Raw genomic sequence first — 20633 nt, 5'->3', positions numbered from 1 at the left:
TGAATATTTTGTATAAAAATATGTATTTAAATATAGATTGCTTTTGCTAAAGTAAGCAAAAAAGTTGGGGAATCTAGTTAGAAAACAAAGTAGACCATCACATAGGATGGTCTAGGGAAGGGGACAATTTATGTCAATTTAATTAGGGATGGAAGTTGTTCAAGACACTGGGGAATGTCTTATAAATTAGGGAGGAACAACTTCGATACATATACTATAAAAGTTGGATGTGACCTTGGTGTGAACATAGAGTGAAAGAGAGAGGGAGTTTTACATAAAGGATAAAGTAAACAAAAAAATAAGACCATCACAAATGATGGCCTAAGGAAGGGGACAATTTATGTCAATTTAATTAGGGATGGAAGTTGTTCAAGACACTGGGGAATGTCTTATAAATTAGGGAGGAACAACTTCGATACATATACTATAAAAGTTGGATGTGACCCTGGTGTGAACATAGAGTGAAAGAGAGAGGGAGTTTTAAATAGAAGATAGAGTAAATAAAAAAATAAGACCATCGCATATGAGATGGTCAAAGGAAGGGGACAATTTATGTCAATTTAATTAGGATGGAAAGCTGTTCAAGACACTGGGGAATGTCTTATAAATTAGGGAGGAACAACTTCGATACATATACTATAAAAGTTGGATGTGACCCTGGTGTGAACATAGAGTGAAAGAGAGAGGGAGTTTTAAGTAGAAGATAGAGTAAATAAAAAAATAAGACCATCGCATATGAGATGGTCAAAGGAAGGGGACAATTTATGTCAATTTAATTAGGATGGAAAGCTGTTCAAGACACTGGGAATGTCTTATAAATTAGGGAGGAACAGCTCCGATACATATACTATAAAAGTTGGATGTGACCTTGATGTGAACATAGAGTGAAAGGTATGAGAATTTGAGAAATGATACATATAAAATGATTGTTGCGAGAGTTGTAGAGTACGAATAAATATAATAGAAAGTTTCTTGTCATAAAATGAAGTGGAGTTCGAGTATAAATAAAAGTTGAAATCTTTAAAAAAAAGGATTATGCTCAACTATATTATAAGAATATAAGGTTTATCCCGCTATGTAAGGTTTCTTATAAGCCTTTAGTTATGAGGGGAAAAGGGAGTTAGTGAATATGGAAGTAACAAAAAGACAAGGGCTGTATAATCGTTTTATACGATTAAATCCACCACAAATATTAGCACTAGGTTTTTTCTGCTTAATTGTGGTTGGCGGTTTGTTATTAAAGTTACCATTTGCAACGAAAGTACATATTAGCTGGGTAGATGCTTTCTTTACGGCAACATCAGCAGCAACTGTAACGGGATTGGGAGTAGTAGATACTGCAAGTACGTTTACGATGTTTGGCGAGATTGTTATTATGTTTTTAATTCAAACGGGTGGTTTAGGTCTTATGACAATTGCCATTTTAATTGTTTGGGTATTAGGTAAAAAAATCGGATTACGCCATCGATTATTAATCGGAGAGGCATTTAATCAGACAAATATAGGTGGTCTTGTAAAATTAGTAAAACGTGTCTTTATATTTTCTATTTGTATTGAGCTTATTGGAGTCATTTTTTTATCGTTTCGCTTTATTCCAGAGTTTGGTTTTGGAAAAGGTGTATATTATAGCATTTTTCACGTTATTGCATCTTATAATAATGCTGGATTTGCTCTATGGCCGGATAATTTAACAAGGTATGTAGGAGATCCTATTATTAATATTGGGATTTGCTCATTAATCGTAATAGGAGGTCTCGGTTTTACAGTATTAATTGATATATGGTATAGTCGTAGCTTTCGAAAATTATCACTTCATTCCAAAATCATGATTGTCGGAACAGTAGCGCTAAATGTTATAGCGATGATTGTGATTTTTGTATTGGAATATAATAATGTGAAGACGTTAGGGAATTTACCTTTAAATGAAAAGTTATGGGCTTCTTTCTTCCAAGGTATTACTCCTCGTACTGCTGGATTTAATACAGTTGACTACGGGGGAATGGAAGAATCATCTATATTATTTACGATGGTTTTAATGTTTATTGGTGCAGGAAGTGTATCAACGGGTGGAGGGATTAAATTAACAACGTTTGTTATTTTAGTTACATCTGTCCTTTCTTTCTTTAGAAAAAAAGAGGAAATCGTTTTATTTCAGCGCACAATTAAAATGTCGACAGTAACGAGAGCGTTAGCGATTGCTGTTGCCAGTCAAATACTCATTTTTGCAGCGGTATTTGTATTAATGCTTACAGAAAACTTCAGCTTTATTCAGTTACTATTTGAAACAATTTCAGCGTTCGGCACAGTAGGGTTAACGATGGGGATTACTGCAAAGTTATCAGCGTTTGGAAAATGTATTATTATGTTTGTTATGTTTTGTGGATTAATCGGACCGTTAACACTTGTCTTTTCTTTAGCACGACCAGCAAAACAAAAAATTAAATATCCATCGGAAGATGTATTTACAGGATAAGGTATCCCGCATAAGCGAGATACCTTTTTCTTTTTAAAAAAGGGAGAACAATAAACCGATAAGCGCTACTCGGAATAAAATTGCAATGAGTGCTGCAATTCCGCCGACAATCGCAGCGATACCACCAGTTACAGTAGCTCCGCGATTATAAGCGTAGATCCCTAGTAATACAGAAACAAGACCAAATAATGTTGGGAAGGTAAATAGTGATAAGATAGATAAGGCAAGAGCGATAAAGCCAGCCGTTGATCCAGCGGCGGACGATCTTACATCATCTTTATTATCTTTCTCATCGTAATCATAATCAATGCGCTGTGGTGCAACCTCAGCTGCATATTCTTCTTTGTAGTCACTATAATCACTATCTATTCTATCTCTTTTTTTATACTCATCAAATTTCTCAGTCAAAGTCATGACTCCTTTCATAACAAGGTTCAATAGTAGTATGCATCTCTTGTTCTTTTTTATCCCGCTATTTGTGGCCCGCAAACGCCTGATTGCTGAAGGCTAATAATCAGTGGGTGATGAACAAAGCCCTGCTGATTAAAGTTTCACTTTATCCGAGCGAGTACAAGGCGTAATTCCATTTAGAAGAGTGGAATTGTTTTTTTGAAATAGGAAAAGTTAGTATGACTTCCTCTATTTTGGAAAGTATAAAAAAGAATAATGAGGAAAGGGTGCAATACATAATGGAACATCCAATTGAAAATTTAATGAAAACAGCAATGACAAATTTAAAAGAGATGGTAGATGTAAATACGATTGTTGGAAGTCCAGTTTCAACGGCTGATGGAAATGTAGTATTAACAGTATCTCAAGTGGCTTTTGGTTTTGGTGCCGGCGGAAGTGACTTTAAAGGTGATTTTATTTCCGAAAAGCATAATAACGGACAAGGGCAGCATAAAGAGAACAAGCAAAGCCATCCGTTTGGAGGCGGAAGCGGGGCTGGGGTTTCCATTAGCCCAGTTGCTTTTTTAGTAGTTGGTTCTAACGGTGTGCAAGTATTACACCTCAATAGTAGTACACATTTAATTGAGAAGGCTTTAAATACTGTACCAAGCACTGTAGATAAATTTGTAAATGGTCGCCAAAAGTGAACTTGCATTTTTTAGGAATTGTGATATATTAGAAAAAGTGCGCTTTATGATGATCGGAATAATTGAACTGTAAATATATATGATGTGTGGAATAAGGGAGAGGAATTTATGATTAATATCAAAAACTTAGTAGTTGGCTTATGTATGTTAGTAAGCGGTTTTGTTGTATATGTAATAAAAGAAAAAGCTCCATTCTAAAACAGACAAACCGTTACTGTCTGTTTTTAATTTGTAAAAAATGTTGACAAGTTATTGTATTGGTGTTAAAATTTTAATTCGTGTCTCGGTTACAGCTAGTGTAAAGTAAATAAACCTTATAAATATAATACGAAAAGTTTGCGAAAGATCGGGTAGTCTTACCAACAACTTTTGTGAACAAACCCTATAAATTATTATTGTAGGCTTTATATGTATACTAGTGAATCAAGGAGCGGTCAGTGGAACCGTAATGATGAGAGAGAGGTAGGGCTTTCATCCAGTATATGTTACTTTCCCGTTAGGTGAATATAAAAAAGAGGACTCCTTTTCAAAAGGAGTCCTCTTTCTTTTTGTATATTAAATTTAAGTGCGGCTCTCAACTTGCTGACAAATTTCATCTGTTGTTAAACCATGAGCTGTAATTACCGATCCCTTAATTGATGCATCTGCAATACCCATCATATTAGAATCTTGCCCAGTTACAATACAACAATCGCACCCTTGTGCATCATGTTCGGAACCCAGGGTAACAACTTCATGTCCCTGTTGCTGAAGAGCTTGTTGAACATCTGTTAATGAGTTTTCAACAACAATTCTAGCCATAATTCTCACCTCCTACCATCTAGTTGCTAGTATGCTCAAGTCCACTGCATATATTTATGAAAAGACGGTAGGAAGTAAATCTTTGTTTAGTCGTTATATACACCAGTAAGCATTTGACTTACGAATTGATCGTTTAAAGTATCTTGGCTGGAAGAAGTATTTGAGTGAATGTCAATTGAAGCAATAAAATTATTATGTTCTTTATTATTTGGTTCTACCTCTACATAATTATCGAATTTACAAAAACCTTTCGTATCCATTAGATCAAATAGTTGAAGCATTTCTACTACCTCTTGTCTCGTTCCTTTAATTTGTACACACGCCATATTGTTTTCCTCCTTCATTTTGACAAATTGTTTTTTAAAAATAGGATTATGATTACGAAATGAAAAATATGAATGTTATTTTTAGACAGCGTTATTTTTATTATTTTCCCCCTTTTTCAGCAAAAGTCGTTATATATTCCCGAATTTATAAAAACGGACGTCCGTTTATTGAATACAATAGATTCGTATCAATTGATGAAAATCCTTCTTTTAAACAAATATTTTTTTTAGTGAAAATTGGCGAAAAAAATTTTTTGACTTTTTGTAAACGTTAACAATGCTGTTAAATCAATATAATCAAAGATGTACGTACGATTAAAAATTATAAATTTTCTAAAAATTCACTTGATTTATTTAGAAAGGAGAGTAAACTAGGAAACAATAAAAAATTCATAGAACATAGGAGGCGCTTTCCAGTGAACGAGCAATGGATTTTCTTAAATGGAGAATTTGTTCCAAAAGACGAGGCAAAAGTTTCAGTATATGATCATGGTTATTTATATGGCGATGGAGTATTTGAAGGAATTAGAGTTTATAGCGGTAATGTTTTCCGTTTGAGAGAGCATCTTGTCCGGTTATATGAATCAGCAAAATCCATTATGTTAGAAATTCCATATTCTTTAGATGAAGTAACGAATATTGTTGTTGAGACGATTCGACAAAATAAATTATCTAATGGATACATTCGCCTTATTGTATCGAGAGGAGCAGGAAATCTTGGATTAGATCCTGATTCTTGTAAGAAACCGAATGTAGTAGTAATTGCAGAACAACTATCTTTATTCCCGCAAGAATACTATGAAAAGGGGATTCCGGTTGTAACAGTTGCAACGCGCCGAAACCGTCCAGATGTTTTGTCGCCTCAAGTAAAATCTTTAAATTACTTAAACAATATTTTAGTTCGTATTGAAGCGAAATTAGCTGGAGTACAAGAAGCACTTATGTTAAATGATCAAGGATACGTAGCTGAAGGCTCAGGAGATAACGTGTTTATTGTAAAAGGAAATAAATTAATTACACCACCAAGTTCTGCTGGAGCGTTAGAAGGCATTACACGAAACGCTATATTAGAAATCGGTGAAAAACTTGGATATGACGTTAGAGAAGAGTTATTTACAAGACATGATGTATATGTAGCTGATGAAGTATTTTTAACAGGAACGGCTGCTGAAGTAATTGCTGTTACGACAGTAGATGGTAGAACGATTGGTTTAGGGCAAACAGGTCCACATACGAATCGTTTATTAGAAGAATTCCGAAAGTTAGTTATAGAAGATGGAGAGAAGATTTACGAAGAAAATAAAGTTGGATAGCAACTTTTTATAACATAAGAAAGCGTTGAGAGGGAGGAGTAGTTGATTGTGAAGCCTCACAGAGAGTCGGTGGTTGCTGAAAACCGATGGTTCACGTCGACGAACATCGCCCTTGAGTGCTAAGCTGAAGCATTTGTCTAGGCTTAGACGGTAGCTCCGTTATTAGCTAGACTCATTTATGGGTCACTGAGGCAAGAGTATTCTTGCGAAGAAGGGTGGTACCGCGAAATCTTTCGTCCCTTCAGCACATAGCTGGAGTGTGGACGTAGGATTTTTTTTATTGATAAAAGTTTTCAAAAAGGGGGCTTATAAGAACAATGTCTTCAAAAACGGAAGAGAAACTGGCAACTGGTGCACAGCTATTGTTAGAAGCGTTAGAAAAGGAAGGAGTAGAAGTGATTTTCGGTTATCCTGGTGGTGCTGTTTTACCTCTTTATGATGCACTCTATGACTGTGAAATTCCGCATATTTTAACAAGGCATGAGCAAGGAGCTATTCACGCCGCGGAAGGGTATGCCAGAATTACTGGCAATCCAGGGGTTGTCATTGCAACGAGTGGGCCAGGTGCTACAAATGTTATTACCGGTTTAGCAGATGCGATGATTGATTCATTACCACTTGTTGTATTTACAGGGCAAGTAGCAACGACGTTAATTGGAAGTGATGCTTTCCAAGAAGCGGATATTATGGGGCTTACGATGCCAGTGACAAAACATAACTATCAAGTGCGAAAGGCTTCAGATTTACCTCGAATTATTAAAGAAGCATTTCATATTGCTAGAACAGGAAGACCAGGCCCAGTCGTTATTGACCTTCCGAAAGATATGGTAGTAGAGCAAGGAGAACGATGTAATGACGTACAAATGGATTTACCAGGATACAACCCTAATTATGAACCGAATTTACTCCAAATAAACAAATTATTACAAGCAATTAAGGCTGCAAACAAGCCGTTAATTTTAGCTGGAGCAGGTGTATTGCATGCGAAGGCTTCGAAAGAGTTAACAAGTTTTGCTCGTAAATATGAAATTCCTGTTGTGCATACATTACTTGGTCTTGGTGGGTTTCCGCCAGATGATGAACTTTTTCTAGGGATGGGAGGAATGCACGGTTCTTACACAGCCAATATGGCGTTATATGAATGCGACTTACTTATTAATATAGGTGCAAGATTCGACGATCGTCTTACTGGGAATTTAGCTTATTTTGCTAAAAAGGCGACTGTTGCGCATATTGATATTGATCCAGCAGAAATCGGAAAAAATGTGCCGACTGAAATTCCAATTGTTTCAAGTGCTAAGCGAGCGCTGGAAGTATTACTTCAACCAGAAGGAAGGAAAGAAAATCATCATAAGTGGCTCTCTTTATTAAAGAGTAGAAAAGAAAAGTATCCACTATCTTATAAAAGGAATTCGGAAAGTATTAAGCCTCAATACGCAATTGACATGTTATATGAAATTACGAAAGGAGAAGCGATTGTAACAACAGATGTTGGGCAACATCAAATGTGGGCAGCCCAATATTATCCGCTCAAAACTCCTGATAAATGGGTAACTTCAGGAGGATTAGGAACGATGGGCTTCGGATTTCCAGCAGCAATTGGTGCGCAAATTGCAAAGCCTGAGGAACTAGTTATTGCAATTGTAGGTGACGCTGGATTTCAAATGACCTTGCAAGAATTAAGTGTGTTAAAAGAACACTCATTGCCTGTTAAAGTATTTATTTTAAATAATGAAGCTTTAGGAATGGTAAGACAATGGCAAGATGAATTTTATAATCAAAGATACTCGCACTCTTTACTGTCGTGTCAACCAGATTTCGTCGCTCTTGCGAATGCGTATGGCATAAAAGGAGTTCGTATAGATGATCCACTTCTTGCAAAGAAGCAAATACAGCAGGCGATTAAATTACAAGAACCAGTCGTAATTGATTGCCGTGTACTTCAATCAGAAAAGGTAATGCCGATGGTTGCGCCAGGGAAAGGTGTTCACCAAATGGAGGGAGTGGAAAAAAGGTGAAGAGAATTGTTACAGCGACAGTTCGAAATCAAAGTGGTGTGTTAAACCGAATTACGGGTGTTATGACACGAAGACATTTTAATATTGAAAGTATTTCAGTAGGTCATACGGAATCATCAGACATATCGCGGATGACGATTGTTGTACACGTTGAAAATGAACAGCAAGTGGAACAGTTAATTAAACAACTTCATAAGCAAATTGATGTTCTGAAAGTATCAGATATTACAGAAGAAGCGATGATCGCAAGAGAACTTGCACTTATTAAAGTAGCAACATCAGTAGCAAGAGCAGAATTATATAGTTTAATTGAACCGTTTCGAGCCGCTGTAATAGATGTTGGGAAGGATTCCATAGTTGTGCAAGTAACTGGTACGCAGGAGAAAGTAGAAGCATTAATTGAATTACTTCGTCCGTATGGTTTGAAAGAGATTGCTAGAACAGGTGTAACAGCATTTACGCGTAGTATGAAAAAACAAGATAAGCAAGTTATGTTAATTCAATAATCATTTAAATATAGGGGGAAATGAAAATGACAAAAGTTTATTATGAGAAAGATGTAACGGTAAATGTATTAAAAGAAAAGAAAGTAGCAATCATTGGATATGGTTCGCAAGGTCATGCGCATGCGCAAAACTTACGTGATAACGGATTTGATGTAGTAGTAGGTTTAAGAAAAGGGAAGTCTTGGGATAAAGCGAAAGAAGATGGTTTTTCTGTATATACAGTAGCAGAAGCAGCGGAAAAAGCTGATGTAGTAATGATTCTACTACCAGATGAACTCCAGCCAGAAGTATATGAAGCGGAAATTGCGCCAAATTTAAAGGCAGGAAATTCTCTCGTTTTTGCACACGGATTTAATGTTCACTTTGATCAAGTGAAACCACCAGCTAATGTAGATGTATTTCTAGTAGCGCCAAAAGGGCCAGGTCATCTTGTGCGCCGTACATTTGCTGAAGGCGGAGCTGTTCCTGCATTATTTGCAGTATACCAAGATGCAACAGGAGTTGCGACTGAAAAGGCACTTTCTTATGCCGATGGAATTGGAGCGATGAGAGCTGGTGTATTAGAAACGACATTTAAAGAAGAAACAGAAACAGATTTATTTGGAGAGCAAGCTGTGCTTTGCGGCGGAGTAACTGCGCTAGTAAAAGCTGGATTTGAAACGTTAGTTGATGCTGGTTATCAACCGGAACTTGCATATTTTGAATGTTTACATGAACTAAAACTAATCGTTGACCTTATGTATGAAGGCGGACTTGAAAATATGAGATATTCAGTTTCAGATACAGCGCAGTGGGGCGACTTCGTATCAGGACCACGCGTTGTAACGGAAGTTACGAAGAAAGCGATGGGTGCAGTGCTAGCAGAAATTCAAGATGGTACATTTGCAAGAGGCTGGATTGCAGAGCATAAAGCAGGAAAACCAAATTTCCATGCGACAAATGAGAAAGAGAATGAACACGAAATTGAAGTAGTTGGACGTAAATTACGTGAAATGATGCCGTTTGTACAGCCGCGAGTAAAGGCAGGGGTCAAATAATATGAAGCAGATTTTGTTCATGGATACGACGCTACGTGATGGCGAACAATCACCAGGAGTAAATTTAAATGAACAAGAGAAATTGCAAATTGCAAGGCAATTAGAGAGACTAGGTATTCATGTCATGGAAGCTGGTTTTGCAGCAGCTTCCGAAGGGGATTTTCAATCGGTAAAACGCATCGCAAATACCATTCAAAATGCTACAGTTATGAGTTTAGCTAGAGCGAAAGAAAGTGATATTCGAAGAGCATATGAAGCGGTGAAAGGTGCTGTATCTCCTCGTCTACACGTATTTTTAGCTACAAGTGATATTCATATGAAATATAAACTTTGTATGTCAAAAGAAGATGTATTAGATAGTATTCACCGCTCGGTTACACTCGGGAAATCATTATTTCCGACAGTACAATTTTCTGCAGAAGATGCGACAAGAACAGCAAGAGATTTTTTAGCTGAAGCAGTTGAAGTTGCGATTCGTGCAGGAGCGAATGTAATTAATATTCCAGATACAGTTGGATATACGAATCCAGAAGAATATTATTCTCTTTTTAAATACTTACAAGAATCCGTTCCTTCATATGAAAAAGCAATTTTCTCTTGTCATTGTCACGATGATCTTGGGATGGCAGTAGCAAATTCATTAGCTGCGGTTGAAGGCGGAGCGTTGCAAGTAGAAGGAACAATTAATGGAATTGGAGAAAGAGCAGGTAATGCGGCGCTAGAAGAGGTCGCAGTTGCTCTTCATATTAGAAAAGATCTCTATAAAGCGGAGTCTTCTATGACGTTAAAAGAGATTAAAGCGACGAGTACATTAGTAAGCAGATTAACAGGTATGGTTGTACCGAAAAATAAAGCGATTGTTGGAGCGAATGCATTTGCTCATGAATCCGGAATTCATCAAGATGGTGTTTTAAAAGAAGTGACAACATATGAAATTATTGAACCAGCGCTAATAGGCGAATCTCAAAATCTATTCGTACTTGGAAAACATTCTGGACGTCACGCGTTTACAGAAAAAATGAAAGAGCTTGGCTATGAATTTACAAAGGAAGAACGAGATGCGGTGTTTGAAGCCTTTAAAAAATTAGCTGATCGTAAGAAGGAAATTACTGAGGAAGATTTACGTGCACTTATGCTTGGGGAATCAGCATTTGCGGCTCAGCAATATAACATTACGCAACTACAAGTACATTTTGTCTCAAATAGTACACAATGCGCGACAGTTGTGCTAAAAGACGAAGAAGGAAATGTATACGAAGATGCAGCCACTGGTTCTGGTAGTATTGAAGCGATTTATAATGCAATCCAAAGAATTTTAGGATTAGAATGTGAATTGGCGGATTATCGCATACAATCTATTACACAAGGTCAAGATGCACTGGCTCATGTTCATGTTGAATTAAAAGAAGGAACGCATCAAGTATCAGGTTTTGGTGTTGCACAAGACGTATTGGAAGCTTCGGCGAGAGCATATGTCCATGCAGCAGGGAAATTGAAATCTTTTATCCAGCTTGTGAAATAAGTGTTTGATAGGTGAGAGAAGCTTTCCTCACCTATCAAAATAAAGTTCTGAAAATTCAGTTAAAAGGAGTGTTGAAATTGGAAAAACGTATCGTTTGTTTAGCTGGTGATGGTGTTGGCCCGGAAGTTATGGAAAGTGCGAAGGAAGTATTGCATATGGTAGAGAGGTTATATGGGCATCATTTTCATTTGCAAGATGAGTATTTTGGCGGGAGTGCTATCGATTTAAATGGGCAACCATTACCGCAACGAACGCTTGCCGCTTGTTTAGCAAGTGATGCGGTTTTACTTGGAGCGGTTGGTGGACCAAGGTGGGATAGCGCGAAAGAAAGACCGGAGAAAGGATTATTAGCTCTAAGAAAAGGACTTGGAGTATTTGCAAATGTTCGCCCTGTAACGGTAGAAAGCGCAACGGCACATTTATCGCCATTAAAAAACGCTGATGAAATTGATTTCGTTGTCGTTCGTGAATTAACAGGCGGAATTTATTTTTCTTATCCGAAAGAACGAACGGACGAAGTAGCAACAGATACACTTACGTATCATCGTCATGAAATTGAACGGATCGTTTCTTATGCCTTTCAATTAGCGAGTAAGCGGAAGAAGAAAGTAACATCTATTGATAAGGCGAATGTTTTAGAATCTAGTAAACTATGGAGAACTGTTACGGACGAAGCAGCACTTCGTTATCCAGACGTTGAACTAGAACATATTTTAGTAGATGCAGCTGCGATGGAGTTAATTCGGAATCCAGGACGGTTTGATGTAATTGTAACGGAAAATTTATTTGGGGATATTTTGAGTGACGAGGCTTCAGTATTAGCGGGATCATTAGGAATGCTTCCATCAGCAAGTCATGCGGAAAAGGGACCTTCATTATACGAGCCTATTCACGGATCAGCACCGGATATTGCGGGGAAAAATAAGGCAAATCCAATTGCAATGATGCGCTCTGTTGCAATGATGCTTGGGCAATCGTTCGGATTAACGAGAGAAGGGTGTGCAATTGAAGAAGCAATTTCAGCAGTCCTTAAATTAGGGAAATGTACAGCAGATATCGGGGGAACTGAAACGACAACTTCATTTACGAAGGCAGTTATACAAGAGATGGAAGAGCAAGCGTTAGTAGGGAGAGGGAGATAATGGGAAAAAGGCTGCTAGATAAACTTTGGGAAAGACACGTAGTTACGACAAACGAAAATGGATTAGATTTATTATATATCGATCTTCATCTTGTTCATGAGGTAACGTCACCGCAAGCCTTTGAAGGCTTGCGGCTTACAAATCGAACGGTTCGCAGATCTGATTTAACATTCGCAACGATGGATCATAATATTCCGACGAAAGATGTTTGGAATATTACAGATCGTATTGCGAAGCAGCAACTAGATACACTCCGGGAAAATTGTAAACAATTTCAGGTGCCGTTAGCGGATATCGGAGATGAAGAGCAAGGGATTGTTCATGTTATCGGACCAGAACTCGGACTTACACAACCAGGAAAAACAATTGTTTGTGGTGATAGTCATACAGCAACGCATGGTGCGTTTGGCGCGCTAGCATTTGGCATTGGTACGAGTGAAGTGGAGCACGTATTGGCAACGCAAACGTTATGGCAACGAAAGCCGAAAGCGATGGGTATTGAGTTAAAAGGAAAATTACAGAAAGGTGTTTACGCAAAAGATATTATTTTGCATTTCCTTTCAAAGTACGGTGTAGCAGTTGGAACTGGGTATGTAATGGAATTTTACGGAGAGACGATTGAGGCTATGGAGATGGAAGAGAGAATGACGCTTTGTAATATGGCAATTGAAGGAGGAGCAAAGGCTGGTATTATAGCACCAGATGAAAAAACATTTGCTTATGTAAAAGGACGTAAATATGCACCGAAAGACTTTGAAACATTCGAGAAGAAATGGTCTGAACTTTATACAGATTCAGATGCAATTTATGATTTGCATATTTCGATAGATGTGACGGATTTAGCACCGTACGTTACATGGGGAACAAATCCGAGTATGGGTGTTCGTATTGATGAAAAATTGCCAGAAAAGCAGGATGCAAATGACGAAAGAGCATTTTCTTATATGGGATTAAGCCCTGGACAAAGCACGTATGACATTCCTGTTCAGCATGTTTTCATTGGATCTTGTACAAATTCCAGGCTTTCTGATTTAGAAATTGCTGCATCTGTTGTGAAAGGGAGAAAGGTAAAAGAAGGTGTGCGAGCGCTCGTTGTGCCTGGATCGAAAAGAGTAAGAGAAGCTGCGATGCAAAAAGGGCTACATCACATATTTGAAGAAGCTGGATTTGAATGGAGAGAACCTGGATGTTCAATGTGTCTTGGAATGAATCCAGATCAAGTACCTGAAGGAGAACATTGTGCTTCGACTTCAAATCGTAATTTTGAAGGAAGACAAGGAAAAGGGGCACGAACACATTTAGTTAGCCCAGCAATGGCGGCAGCAGCTGCGTTATACGGTCATTTTGTTGATACTAGAAAGGAGAGTTATGATGGAGCCATTTCGTATTCATAAAGGTACTGCTGCAGTACTGATGAATAATAACATTGATACAGATCAAATTATTCCGAAGCAATACTTAAAGAGAATTGAAAGGACGGGATTTGGAAAATATTTATTCGATGAATGGCGTTATGATAATAACCGCCATGAAAACCCTAATTTTTCGCTTAATGCACAAAATAGAAAAGGAGCAAGTATATTAATTACAGGTGATAATTTTGGTTGTGGTTCTTCAAGAGAACATGCTCCGTGGGCGCTTGCTGATTATGGTTTTCGCGTTATTATCGCCGGCGGGTTTGCGGATATTTTTTATATGAATTGTATGAAAAATGGTATGTTACCAATTGTAATGGATAAAGAAATGCGAGAACAACTTGCCAAAACGGATGCGAGAGAACAAATAGAAGTAGATTTAGAGAATGAGGTAATTAAAACAAGTACGCACAGATTTTATTTTACAATCGAGAAAATGTGGAAAGAGAAATTATTAAATGGTCTAGACGAAATTAGTATTACGATGCAATATCATCAAGAAATTGTAGAGTATGAAAGGAAAGTAGCTTTATATTTAAAAAACGGAATGTTCAAAAAATATTTACATTCAGAATGAAGTATTATATACTATGTAAAAATCAGAGGAGAAAGGGAGTAAGTATTATGAATATCATGCAATCTATTAAAATGCTTACACAACTACATCATCATACATAAAGCCCTTGAACCTAGCGTGAAAACGTGTAGGCACAAGGGTTATTCCCGTTGTACCTACACTCTACTAAAGAGCCTTGTAGGTATTTTGTCTACAAGGCTCTTTTTATTTTCGGTTTAGGTGAATGAAATGGGCATACATTAGAAAGGGAAAGGTGTGAGAATTTAGATGACAAAATGGAAACGGGCAAACCCAAATGGAACGAGAGACTATTTATTCGAAGAATGTACGTTAATTGAAGAAGTGGAGCAAAAATTAAGACGTACTTTTTTAGGGCGAGGTTATGAGGAAATAAGGACACCTACAATTGAATTTTATGATGTTTTTGCCTTTCAAAATAGACCGATAGATGAAGAAAAGATGTATAAATTTTTTGATGAAAAGGGACGGATTATCGTGTTACGTCCAGATATGACAATTCCTTTAGCGAGAGTGATGGGAACGCAGAGGTGGGATACGCCGCTTAAACTGACGTATGGCGGGAATGTATTTCGGGCGAATGAGTCCCTTACTGGAAAATATAATGAAATTGTACAAAGTGGTATTGAAATTATAGGGATTGATAATGTAAGAGCTGAAATTGAATGCGTCATAAGCGTCATTCAATCACTTCAAAAGGTGAAGGTGCAATCTTTTACAATAGAGATTGGGCAAGTGCAGTTATATAAATGTATTGTAAAAAAACTCTCCATTCATGAGGAAGAAGAGAGAGTACTTAGGACATACATTGAAAGTAAAAATTATGCGGCTCTATCAAATTTTATTAGAGAAAAGAAATTAGATCGATGTGATGAAACAGTAAGATTACTTGAGAAATTACCAAGGCTATTTGGGAATTTAGAAGTGATTGAGGAAGCAGAAAAACTCGCCTCAAGTAATGAAATGAAAATGGCGATTGCAAGAGTGAAAGAAATATATGAAGCAATTGAAAAACTAGGGTATGGATCTTACATATCAATTGATTTAGGTATGATCCAACATTTAGATTACTATACGGGAGTTATTTTCAAAGGGTATATATATGAAATAGGAGAAGAAATTGTTAGTGGCGGAAGATATGATGAGTTAATTGGAAATTTTGGAGAGATGCTGCCAGCTGTTGGACTCGCGGTGCAAGTCAATCAAATTGTGAAGGCACTGCAAGAGCAACAAGAACCATATGAACGAAAGGGAATAGATATTATTATTCATTATGAGTTAAATAGATTAGCAGAAGCGGAAAGATTACGAAATTTACTTCAAAAGGACGGGAAAAAAGTAGAGCTATCCTTATTCTCTAATGTAAAAGACACCTTTCAATTTGCAAGAAAAAACCAAATAGTAACGGTCGTTGAGGCAAAGAACGAATCATTAGTGGAATATGTATGGAAAGAGAAATGGATAGTCCAGAAAGAAGGAGAAAATCCATGCGTAACATTCAAATTGCGTTAACGAAAGGAAGATTAGAAAAACATGTGATTCCGCTCTTTGAGCAGATTGGAATTGATTGTTCGGAGCTCAAAAATAAAGGACGAAAGCTTGTCTTTCAAAGTAAAGATACAGATATCTCATTTATTTTAGTGAAAGCAGTAGATGTTGCTACTTATGTAGAACATGGAGTAGCTGATATTGGGGTCGTTGGAAAAGATATTTTAATGGAAAACGAGAAAGATATTTATGAAATGTTAGATTTAGGAGTAGGTGTGTGTAAGTTTTGTGTTGCTTCTATTCCTACTTATAATCCGAAGAGCTACCGGAAGAAACGCATTGCGACGAAATATCCACATATTACTTCTAACTATTTTCATGATAAAGGGGAGGATGTAGAAATTATAAAAATAGAAGGTTCTGTAGAAATCGCTCCTATTCTTGGATTGGCAGATGCGATTGTTGATATTGTGGAAACAGGAAAAACATTACAAGAAAATGGGCTCATTGTATTTGAGGAAATGTGTTCTATATCTGCTCGAATGATTGTAAATAAGGCTGCATTAAAAACTAAAAAAGACGAAATATTCAGTATTGTAAATATGATGGAGCAAGAAATTTTGTCAGGAAAATAGGGGGACTTGTAATGGAGATAGTTTTTGAAGATTTTCAAAAGGCGTTATCGAAAATAAAATTGCTACGAGAAAACGCTAATATAATAGAAGAAACTGTTCAAAGAAGTGTAAGCGAAATCGTTCGAAAGGTAAGGAAGAGTAAGGATGAGGCTCTATCTTTTTATACAAAAAAGTTTGATGGTGTGGAGATTAAAGAGTTTCGTGTAAGTGAGGAAGAAATAAAACGAGCAGGTATGTTTGTAGAGAATTCATTTTTAGAAGCGTTACAAGAGGCGAAGAAAAACATTATTTCTTATCACGAAAAGCAAAAAAGGCAATCCATATTCGATTGCACGAGTGAAGGCATTATTAGAGGGCAAATCATTCGGCCGTTAGAAAATATAGGGGTATATGTGCCGGGCGGAACTGCTTCGTATCCTTCGTCAGTATTAATGAATGTATTGCCAGCAAAACTCGCTGGTGTGAAAAAGATTGTAATGGTAACACCACCAAGGCAAGGGGGGATTGATCCCCATATTTTAGTTGCTGCAAGCCTTGCAGGGGTAGATGAAATTTATACGATAGGTGGTGCGCAAGCAATTGCTGCTTTAGCATATGGGACGGAATCGATTCCAAAAGTGGATAAAATAGTTGGACCAGGAAATTTGTACGTTGCTCTGGCGAAACGAGAAGTATACGGAATAGTAAATATCGATATGATTGCTGGACCGTCAGAAATTGTAGTTATTGCTGATGAAACCGGTAATGCAAAATATATCTCTGCTGATTTATTATCACAAGCAGAACATGACGAGAGAGCAACAGCAATTTGTATTACAACGAATATAGAGTTAGCAAAAGAAGTAGAAAGAGAGATAGAAAGACAGTTAGAAACATTACCAAGAAGCGAAATTGCACGTGAATCGATAAATAGAAATGGAGCTATCTTTATCGTTCCTTCTTTAGATGAGGCGCTACAATTATCGAATGAAATCGCTCCAGAACATTTAGAGTTACATATAAAAGAACCGATGAATGCTCTAGCTTATGTGAAACATGCAGGATCTATCTTTCTTGGTCCATATGCACCGGAACCACTCGGTGATTATTTAGCAGGACCGAATCACGTGTTACCGACAAGTGGAACGGCAAGGTTTTTCTCACCGTTATCAGTCGATGATTTCGTGAAAAAATCAAGCTTTCTGTCTTATACGGAGGAAGCGTTAAGAGATGTACAACATCATATTGTAGAACTTGCCAATAAAGAAGGATTACATGCGCATGCGAGAGCAATTCAAATAAGATTTGAGGAGGAAGAATAATGCGTGAGTGCAGTCAAATACGTGAGACGACAGAAACAAAAATCAAATTAAGTTTGCAGCTTGATGAAGGCAAGAACGTTTCTGTACAAACGGGAGTTGGATTTTTTGATCATATGCTAACTTTATTTGCAAGGCATGGAAGATTCGGTTTACAAGTGGAGGCGGAAGGCGACGTATTCGTTGATTCGCATCATACAGTTGAAGATGTTGGAATTGTACTCGGAAATTGTTTGAAAGAAGCATTGCAAAATAAAGAGGGGATTAACCGTTATGGCTCCGCATATGTACCGATGGATGAATCTTTAGGTTTTGTCGCAATTGATATTAGCGGGCGCTCATATATTGTATTTCAAGGAGAATTAACGAATCCGAAGCTAGGGGATTTTGATACAGAACTAACAGAAGAGTTTTTTAGAGCAGTTGCTCATGCTGCCAATATTACATTACACGCTCGCATTTTATACGGAAGCAATACACATCACAAAGTTGAAGCGTTATTTAAAGCGTTTGGTAGAGCGCTTAGAGAAGCAGTCGAAAGAAATGCCAGCATTACTGGTGTAAATTCCACGAAAGGGATGTTGTAATTGATTGCTATTATAGATTATGGAATGGGAAATATTCGCAGTGTGGAACAAGCATTACAATATATTGGAGCAGAGTACATCGTAACGGGTGATAAAGAAAAGATTTTTAGAAGTGATGGAGTAATCTTACCAGGAGTAGGTGCATTTCCGAAAGCGATGGATGTATTGGAAGAAAAAAATTTAGTGCGTGTGTTAAAAGAAGTCGGGCGTTCAGGAAAACCGCTTCTGGGCATTTGCCTAGGGATGCAGCTTTTATTTGAAAAAAGTGAGGAACTACAAGACTGTAACGGATTAAGTTTATTGCCAGGTGTTATTCGAAAGTTAAAGGTTCCTTATAAAATTCCACATATGGGATGGAATGAGTTAAAGAAAGAGGGAGAAATAGCACTTTGGAATGGAGTAGAGGACGGTTCTTTCGTATATTATGTTCACTCTTATTATGCAGATTGTCCAAATGAAATTGTGTATGGGATAAGTGAATATGGAGTGAAAGTACCTGGTTTTGTAGCAAAAGGAAATATATACGGCGCACAGTTTCATCCTGAAAAAAGCGGTGACATTGGAATGCAAATGTTGAAAAATTTCAAAGGGGTGGTAGAGGCATGGAAATCTTCCCAGCTATCGATTTAAAAGAGGGGCGATGCGTTAGACTTTATCAAGGAGAGTTTAGTAAAGAAACAGTAATGAATGAAGATCCGGTTGCGCAAGCGATTATATTCGAAAAATTGGGAGCGAAAAAGTTGCACATTGTTGATTTAGATGGCGCAATTGCTGGCGAGTCAGTAAATTTGCTCGTTATTGAAAGAATTTGCAAGGCAGTACGTATTCCTGTGCAAGTTGGAGGAGGAATTCGATCACTTGTAGCGGTAGAGAAGTTATTGTCAGTAGGTGTAGATAAAGTGATTTTAGGAACAGCTGCTCTTTATGATAAGGAATTTTTAGAAGAAGCAGTTCTTCTATATAAAGAGAAAATCATTGTTGGAATTGATGCGAAAAATGGTTTCGTAGCAACGAGAGGCTGGCTTGATGTGTCTGAAATTTCTTACATTTATTTAGCAAAGCAAATGGAGAATGTAGGTGTTCAAACGATTGTGTTTACAGACATTTCGAAAGACGGGACACTTGCAGGACCGAATTTAGAGCAATTGGAGTTACTACAAAAAAGCGTGAGCATTCGTCTTATTGCTTCTGGAGGAGTGGCATCTATTCAAGATGTGAAAAAATTAAATGATATGAATATATACGGCGTCATAATTGGTAAGGCTCTTTATGAGAAAACGATTGATTTAGAAGAAGTGTTAGAGGTAACAAAGTTATGTTAGCGAAACGCATTATTCCATGTCTAGATGTGAAAGAGGGCCGAGTCGTAAAGGGTGTAAATTTTATAGGGTTACAAGACGTCGGTGATCCTGTTGAAATAGCCGCTTTATATAATGAAGCGGGAGCAGATGAGATTGTATTTTTAGATATTACAGCAACGCATGAAGGACGAAAAACAATTATAGATGTTGTAGAAAAAACAGCTTCGAAAGTATTTATTCCTCTTACAGTTGGCGGGGGGATTTCAAGTGTTAAAGATATGTACAATTTACTAAGAGCTGGAGCGGATAAAGTTTCAATCAACTCAGCGACAGTGCGAAATCCAAAGCTAATTGAAGAAGGGGCAGAACACTTTGGCTCACAATGTATTGTCGTAGCAATTGATGCTAGAAAAGTAGCAGAAGAAAAGTGGAATGTTTATGTGAACGGCGGAAGAGTTGATACGGGTATGGATGCAATCGGGTGGGCAAAACGCGTTGCCGAGCTAGGGGCAGGCGAAATTTTGTTAACGAGTATGGATGCAGATGGAACGAAAAACGGGTATGATCTTCGTTTAACAGAAGAAATTTCAAAAAGCGTTTCCGTACCAGTCATCGCGTCAGGCGGATGTGGTCACGTTGATCACATTATAGAAGTTTTTCAAAAGACAACAGTTGATGCAGCACTTGCGGCATCCATCTTTCATTATGGTGAGGCGACAGTGCAGGACGTAAAGAGAAAATTAAGAAATGCAAATGTTGAGGTGCGGTTATGAAACCTAACTTTTCAAAAGGATTATTACCAGCAGTTGTAATTGAAGAAGGGACAAAAGAAGTTTTAATGCTAGCTTATATGAATGAAGGAGCATATGAAAAAACGCTAGAAACGAAAAGAACATGGTTTTATTCTCGTTCAAGACAATCGTTATGGAATAAAGGAGAAACATCAGGAAATGTCCAATATGTGCAATCTCTTTATTTAGATTGTGATCAAGATGCAATTGTTGTTGTCGTAAAGCAAGTGGGACCTGCTTGTCATACAGGAGAGAAAACATGTTTTCACTACCAAATTATATAGGGGG

At 37.4% G+C, this 20633-nt stretch carries 23 protein-coding genes and 1 other annotated feature; of the genes, 20 read left to right on the top strand and 3 right to left on the bottom strand.

The window, feature by feature from the left end:
- The first annotated feature begins 1129 nt into the window (after positions 1-1129).
- Positions 1130-2473, top strand: coding sequence for a TrkH family potassium uptake protein (locus QEP67_RS20885; protein WP_000454120.1), 1344 nt, complete (start codon positions 1130-1132; stop codon positions 2471-2473).
- Positions 2474-2506: 33 nt separating this feature from the next.
- On the opposite strand, the gene QEP67_RS20880 is transcribed toward QEP67_RS20885, so the two are convergent.
- On the bottom strand, positions 2507-2899 hold the full coding sequence (locus QEP67_RS20880; RefSeq protein WP_074651135.1) for an imidazole glycerol phosphate synthase: 393 nt from the start codon (positions 2897-2899) through the stop codon (positions 2507-2509).
- Positions 2900-3102: 203 nt separating this feature from the next.
- Between QEP67_RS20880 and ytfJ the strand changes: the two genes are divergently transcribed.
- Together ytfJ and QEP67_RS20870 are read left to right on the top strand one after the other, a co-directional pair.
- Positions 3103-3570 (top strand): GerW family sporulation protein, encoded by a 468-nt coding sequence (ytfJ, locus tag QEP67_RS20875; RefSeq protein WP_002096773.1) that lies wholly within the window; start codon positions 3103-3105, stop codon positions 3568-3570.
- Between the two features lie 108 nt (positions 3571-3678).
- Positions 3679-3768: a hypothetical protein gene (locus tag QEP67_RS20870; protein WP_000608225.1), complete on the top strand. Its 90-nt coding sequence runs from the start codon at positions 3679-3681 to the stop codon at positions 3766-3768.
- A 363-nt stretch (positions 3769-4131) separates the two neighbouring features.
- Here the strand turns inward: QEP67_RS20870 and QEP67_RS20865 are convergent, their stop codons facing one another.
- Together QEP67_RS20865 and QEP67_RS20860 are read right to left on the bottom strand one after the other, a co-directional pair.
- Positions 4132-4371, bottom strand: coding sequence for a YkuS family protein (locus QEP67_RS20865; protein ID WP_353706402.1), 240 nt, complete (start codon positions 4369-4371; stop codon positions 4132-4134).
- Between the two features lie 86 nt (positions 4372-4457).
- A complete protein-coding gene (locus QEP67_RS20860; protein WP_000752505.1) occupies positions 4458-4697 on the bottom strand; it encodes a DUF3911 family protein in 240 nt (79 codons plus the stop codon).
- Positions 4698-4756: 59 nt separating this feature from the next.
- Here QEP67_RS20860 and QEP67_RS20855 point away from each other — a divergent pair, with 59 nt between their 5' ends.
- The 17 genes from QEP67_RS20855 to hisI all read left to right on the top strand — a co-directional run bounded on the left by QEP67_RS20855 (position 4757) and on the right by hisI (position 20629).
- Positions 4757-4972 (top strand): hypothetical protein, encoded by a 216-nt coding sequence (locus QEP67_RS20855; protein ID WP_016136600.1) that lies wholly within the window; start codon positions 4757-4759, stop codon positions 4970-4972.
- A 141-nt stretch (positions 4973-5113) separates the two neighbouring features.
- Complete coding sequence (gene ilvE / locus QEP67_RS20850; RefSeq protein ID WP_064459956.1) at positions 5114-6010, top strand: branched-chain-amino-acid transaminase; 897 nt, start codon at positions 5114-5116, stop codon at positions 6008-6010.
- A 16-nt stretch (positions 6011-6026) separates the two neighbouring features.
- Positions 6027-6254, top strand: a binding site (T-box leader).
- A gap of 73 nt (positions 6255-6327) precedes the next feature.
- Positions 6328-8028, top strand: a complete 1701-nt coding sequence (ilvB, locus tag QEP67_RS20845) for an acetolactate synthase large subunit (protein ID WP_000095842.1) — start codon at positions 6328-6330, stop codon at positions 8026-8028.
- Positions 8025-8534, top strand: coding sequence for an acetolactate synthase small subunit (gene ilvN / locus QEP67_RS20840; RefSeq protein ID WP_000822948.1), 510 nt, complete (start codon positions 8025-8027; stop codon positions 8532-8534). Before ilvB ends, ilvN begins: the two co-directional genes overlap by 4 nt.
- 20 nt (positions 8535-8554) lie before the next feature.
- Positions 8555-9571 carry a ketol-acid reductoisomerase gene (ilvC, locus tag QEP67_RS20835; protein ID WP_353706401.1) on the top strand — a complete coding sequence of 339 codons (1017 nt, stop codon included), beginning with the start codon at positions 8555-8557 and terminating at the stop codon, positions 9569-9571.
- Position 9572: 1 nt separating this feature from the next.
- Positions 9573-11093, top strand: coding sequence for a 2-isopropylmalate synthase (gene leuA, locus QEP67_RS20830; protein WP_000809580.1), 1521 nt, complete (start codon positions 9573-9575; stop codon positions 11091-11093).
- 77 nt (positions 11094-11170) lie between these two features.
- Complete coding sequence (leuB, locus tag QEP67_RS20825) at positions 11171-12235, top strand: 3-isopropylmalate dehydrogenase (protein WP_064459954.1); 1065 nt, start codon at positions 11171-11173, stop codon at positions 12233-12235.
- Positions 12235-13629 (top strand): 3-isopropylmalate dehydratase large subunit, encoded by a 1395-nt coding sequence (gene leuC / locus QEP67_RS20820; RefSeq protein ID WP_000520134.1) that lies wholly within the window; start codon positions 12235-12237, stop codon positions 13627-13629. Before leuB ends, leuC begins: the two co-directional genes overlap by 1 nt.
- On the top strand, positions 13607-14227 hold the full coding sequence (leuD, locus tag QEP67_RS20815) for a 3-isopropylmalate dehydratase small subunit (protein WP_000433213.1): 621 nt from the start codon (positions 13607-13609) through the stop codon (positions 14225-14227). Before leuC ends, leuD begins: the two co-directional genes overlap by 23 nt.
- Positions 14228-14494: 267 nt before the next feature.
- The gene (locus tag QEP67_RS20810) at positions 14495-15757 is read left to right on the top strand and encodes an ATP phosphoribosyltransferase regulatory subunit (RefSeq protein ID WP_048566770.1); all 1263 of its coding nucleotides are present in this window, start codon (positions 14495-14497) and stop codon (positions 15755-15757) included.
- Positions 15733-16368 (top strand): ATP phosphoribosyltransferase, encoded by a 636-nt coding sequence (hisG, locus tag QEP67_RS20805; RefSeq protein WP_353706400.1) that lies wholly within the window; start codon positions 15733-15735, stop codon positions 16366-16368. Before QEP67_RS20810 ends, hisG begins: the two co-directional genes overlap by 25 nt.
- Positions 16369-16379: 11 nt before the next feature.
- Positions 16380-17669: a histidinol dehydrogenase gene (gene hisD, locus QEP67_RS20800; protein WP_353706399.1), complete on the top strand. Its 1290-nt coding sequence runs from the start codon at positions 16380-16382 to the stop codon at positions 17667-17669.
- Entirely contained in the window at positions 17669-18253 is a 585-nt protein-coding gene (hisB, locus tag QEP67_RS20795; protein WP_001206366.1) for an imidazoleglycerol-phosphate dehydratase HisB, read from the top strand. Before hisD ends, hisB begins: the two co-directional genes overlap by 1 nt.
- Entirely contained in the window at positions 18254-18883 is a 630-nt protein-coding gene (gene hisH / locus QEP67_RS20790) for an imidazole glycerol phosphate synthase subunit HisH (protein WP_000560363.1), read from the top strand. It abuts the gene before it with no gap.
- Positions 18856-19575, top strand: a complete 720-nt coding sequence (gene hisA / locus QEP67_RS20785; protein WP_000402305.1) for a 1-(5-phosphoribosyl)-5-[(5-phosphoribosylamino)methylideneamino]imidazole-4-carboxamide isomerase — start codon at positions 18856-18858, stop codon at positions 19573-19575. The genes hisH and hisA overlap by 28 nt, the downstream gene beginning before the upstream one ends.
- A complete protein-coding gene (gene hisF / locus QEP67_RS20780; protein ID WP_000880103.1) occupies positions 19569-20327 on the top strand; it encodes an imidazoleglycerol phosphate synthase cyclase subunit in 759 nt (252 codons plus the stop codon). The genes hisA and hisF overlap by 7 nt, the downstream gene beginning before the upstream one ends.
- Positions 20324-20629 (top strand): phosphoribosyl-AMP cyclohydrolase, encoded by a 306-nt coding sequence (gene hisI / locus QEP67_RS20775; RefSeq protein WP_000803982.1) that lies wholly within the window; start codon positions 20324-20326, stop codon positions 20627-20629. The genes hisF and hisI overlap by 4 nt, the downstream gene beginning before the upstream one ends.
- Positions 20630-20633: the final 4 nt, after the last annotated feature.

Origin of the sequence: Bacillus cereus group sp. MS39 (assembly GCF_040448665.1) — a bacterium.
GTDB lineage: Bacteria > Bacillota > Bacilli > Bacillales > Bacillaceae_G > Bacillus_A > Bacillus_A wiedmannii.
This window is presented reverse-complemented; position numbering and strand designations above follow the sequence as displayed.

Excerpts from the sequence above, each read along its gene's own strand:
- QEP67_RS20885 (WP_000454120.1), top strand. The coding sequence starts at position 1,130 with ATGGAAGTAACAAAAAGACAAGGGCTGTATAATCGTTTTATACGATTA.
- QEP67_RS20880 (WP_074651135.1), bottom strand. The coding sequence starts at position 2,899 with ATGAAAGGAGTCATGACTTTGACTGAGAAATTTGATGAGTATAAAAAA.
- ytfJ (WP_002096773.1), top strand. The coding sequence starts at position 3,103 with ATGACTTCCTCTATTTTGGAAAGTATAAAAAAGAATAATGAGGAAAGG.
- QEP67_RS20870 (WP_000608225.1), top strand. The coding sequence starts at position 3,679 with ATGATTAATATCAAAAACTTAGTAGTTGGCTTATGTATGTTAGTAAGC.
- QEP67_RS20865 (WP_353706402.1), bottom strand. The coding sequence starts at position 4,371 with ATGGCTAGAATTGTTGTTGAAAACTCATTAACAGATGTTCAACAAGCT.
- QEP67_RS20860 (WP_000752505.1), bottom strand. The coding sequence starts at position 4,697 with ATGGCGTGTGTACAAATTAAAGGAACGAGACAAGAGGTAGTAGAAATG.
- QEP67_RS20855 (WP_016136600.1), top strand. The coding sequence starts at position 4,757 with ATGAAAAATATGAATGTTATTTTTAGACAGCGTTATTTTTATTATTTT.
- ilvB (WP_000095842.1), top strand. The coding sequence starts at position 6,328 with ATGTCTTCAAAAACGGAAGAGAAACTGGCAACTGGTGCACAGCTATTG.
- ilvC (WP_353706401.1), top strand. The coding sequence starts at position 8,555 with ATGAAAATGACAAAAGTTTATTATGAGAAAGATGTAACGGTAAATGTA.
- leuA (WP_000809580.1), top strand. The coding sequence starts at position 9,573 with ATGAAGCAGATTTTGTTCATGGATACGACGCTACGTGATGGCGAACAA.
- leuC (WP_000520134.1), top strand. The coding sequence starts at position 12,235 with ATGGGAAAAAGGCTGCTAGATAAACTTTGGGAAAGACACGTAGTTACG.
- leuD (WP_000433213.1), top strand. The coding sequence starts at position 13,607 with ATGGAGCCATTTCGTATTCATAAAGGTACTGCTGCAGTACTGATGAAT.
- QEP67_RS20810 (WP_048566770.1), top strand. The coding sequence starts at position 14,495 with ATGACAAAATGGAAACGGGCAAACCCAAATGGAACGAGAGACTATTTA.
- hisG (WP_353706400.1), top strand. The coding sequence starts at position 15,733 with ATGCGTAACATTCAAATTGCGTTAACGAAAGGAAGATTAGAAAAACAT.
- hisD (WP_353706399.1), top strand. The coding sequence starts at position 16,380 with ATGGAGATAGTTTTTGAAGATTTTCAAAAGGCGTTATCGAAAATAAAA.
- hisB (WP_001206366.1), top strand. The coding sequence starts at position 17,669 with ATGCGTGAGTGCAGTCAAATACGTGAGACGACAGAAACAAAAATCAAA.
- hisA (WP_000402305.1), top strand. The coding sequence starts at position 18,856 with ATGGAAATCTTCCCAGCTATCGATTTAAAAGAGGGGCGATGCGTTAGA.
- hisF (WP_000880103.1), top strand. The coding sequence starts at position 19,569 with ATGTTAGCGAAACGCATTATTCCATGTCTAGATGTGAAAGAGGGCCGA.
- hisI (WP_000803982.1), top strand. The coding sequence starts at position 20,324 with ATGAAACCTAACTTTTCAAAAGGATTATTACCAGCAGTTGTAATTGAA.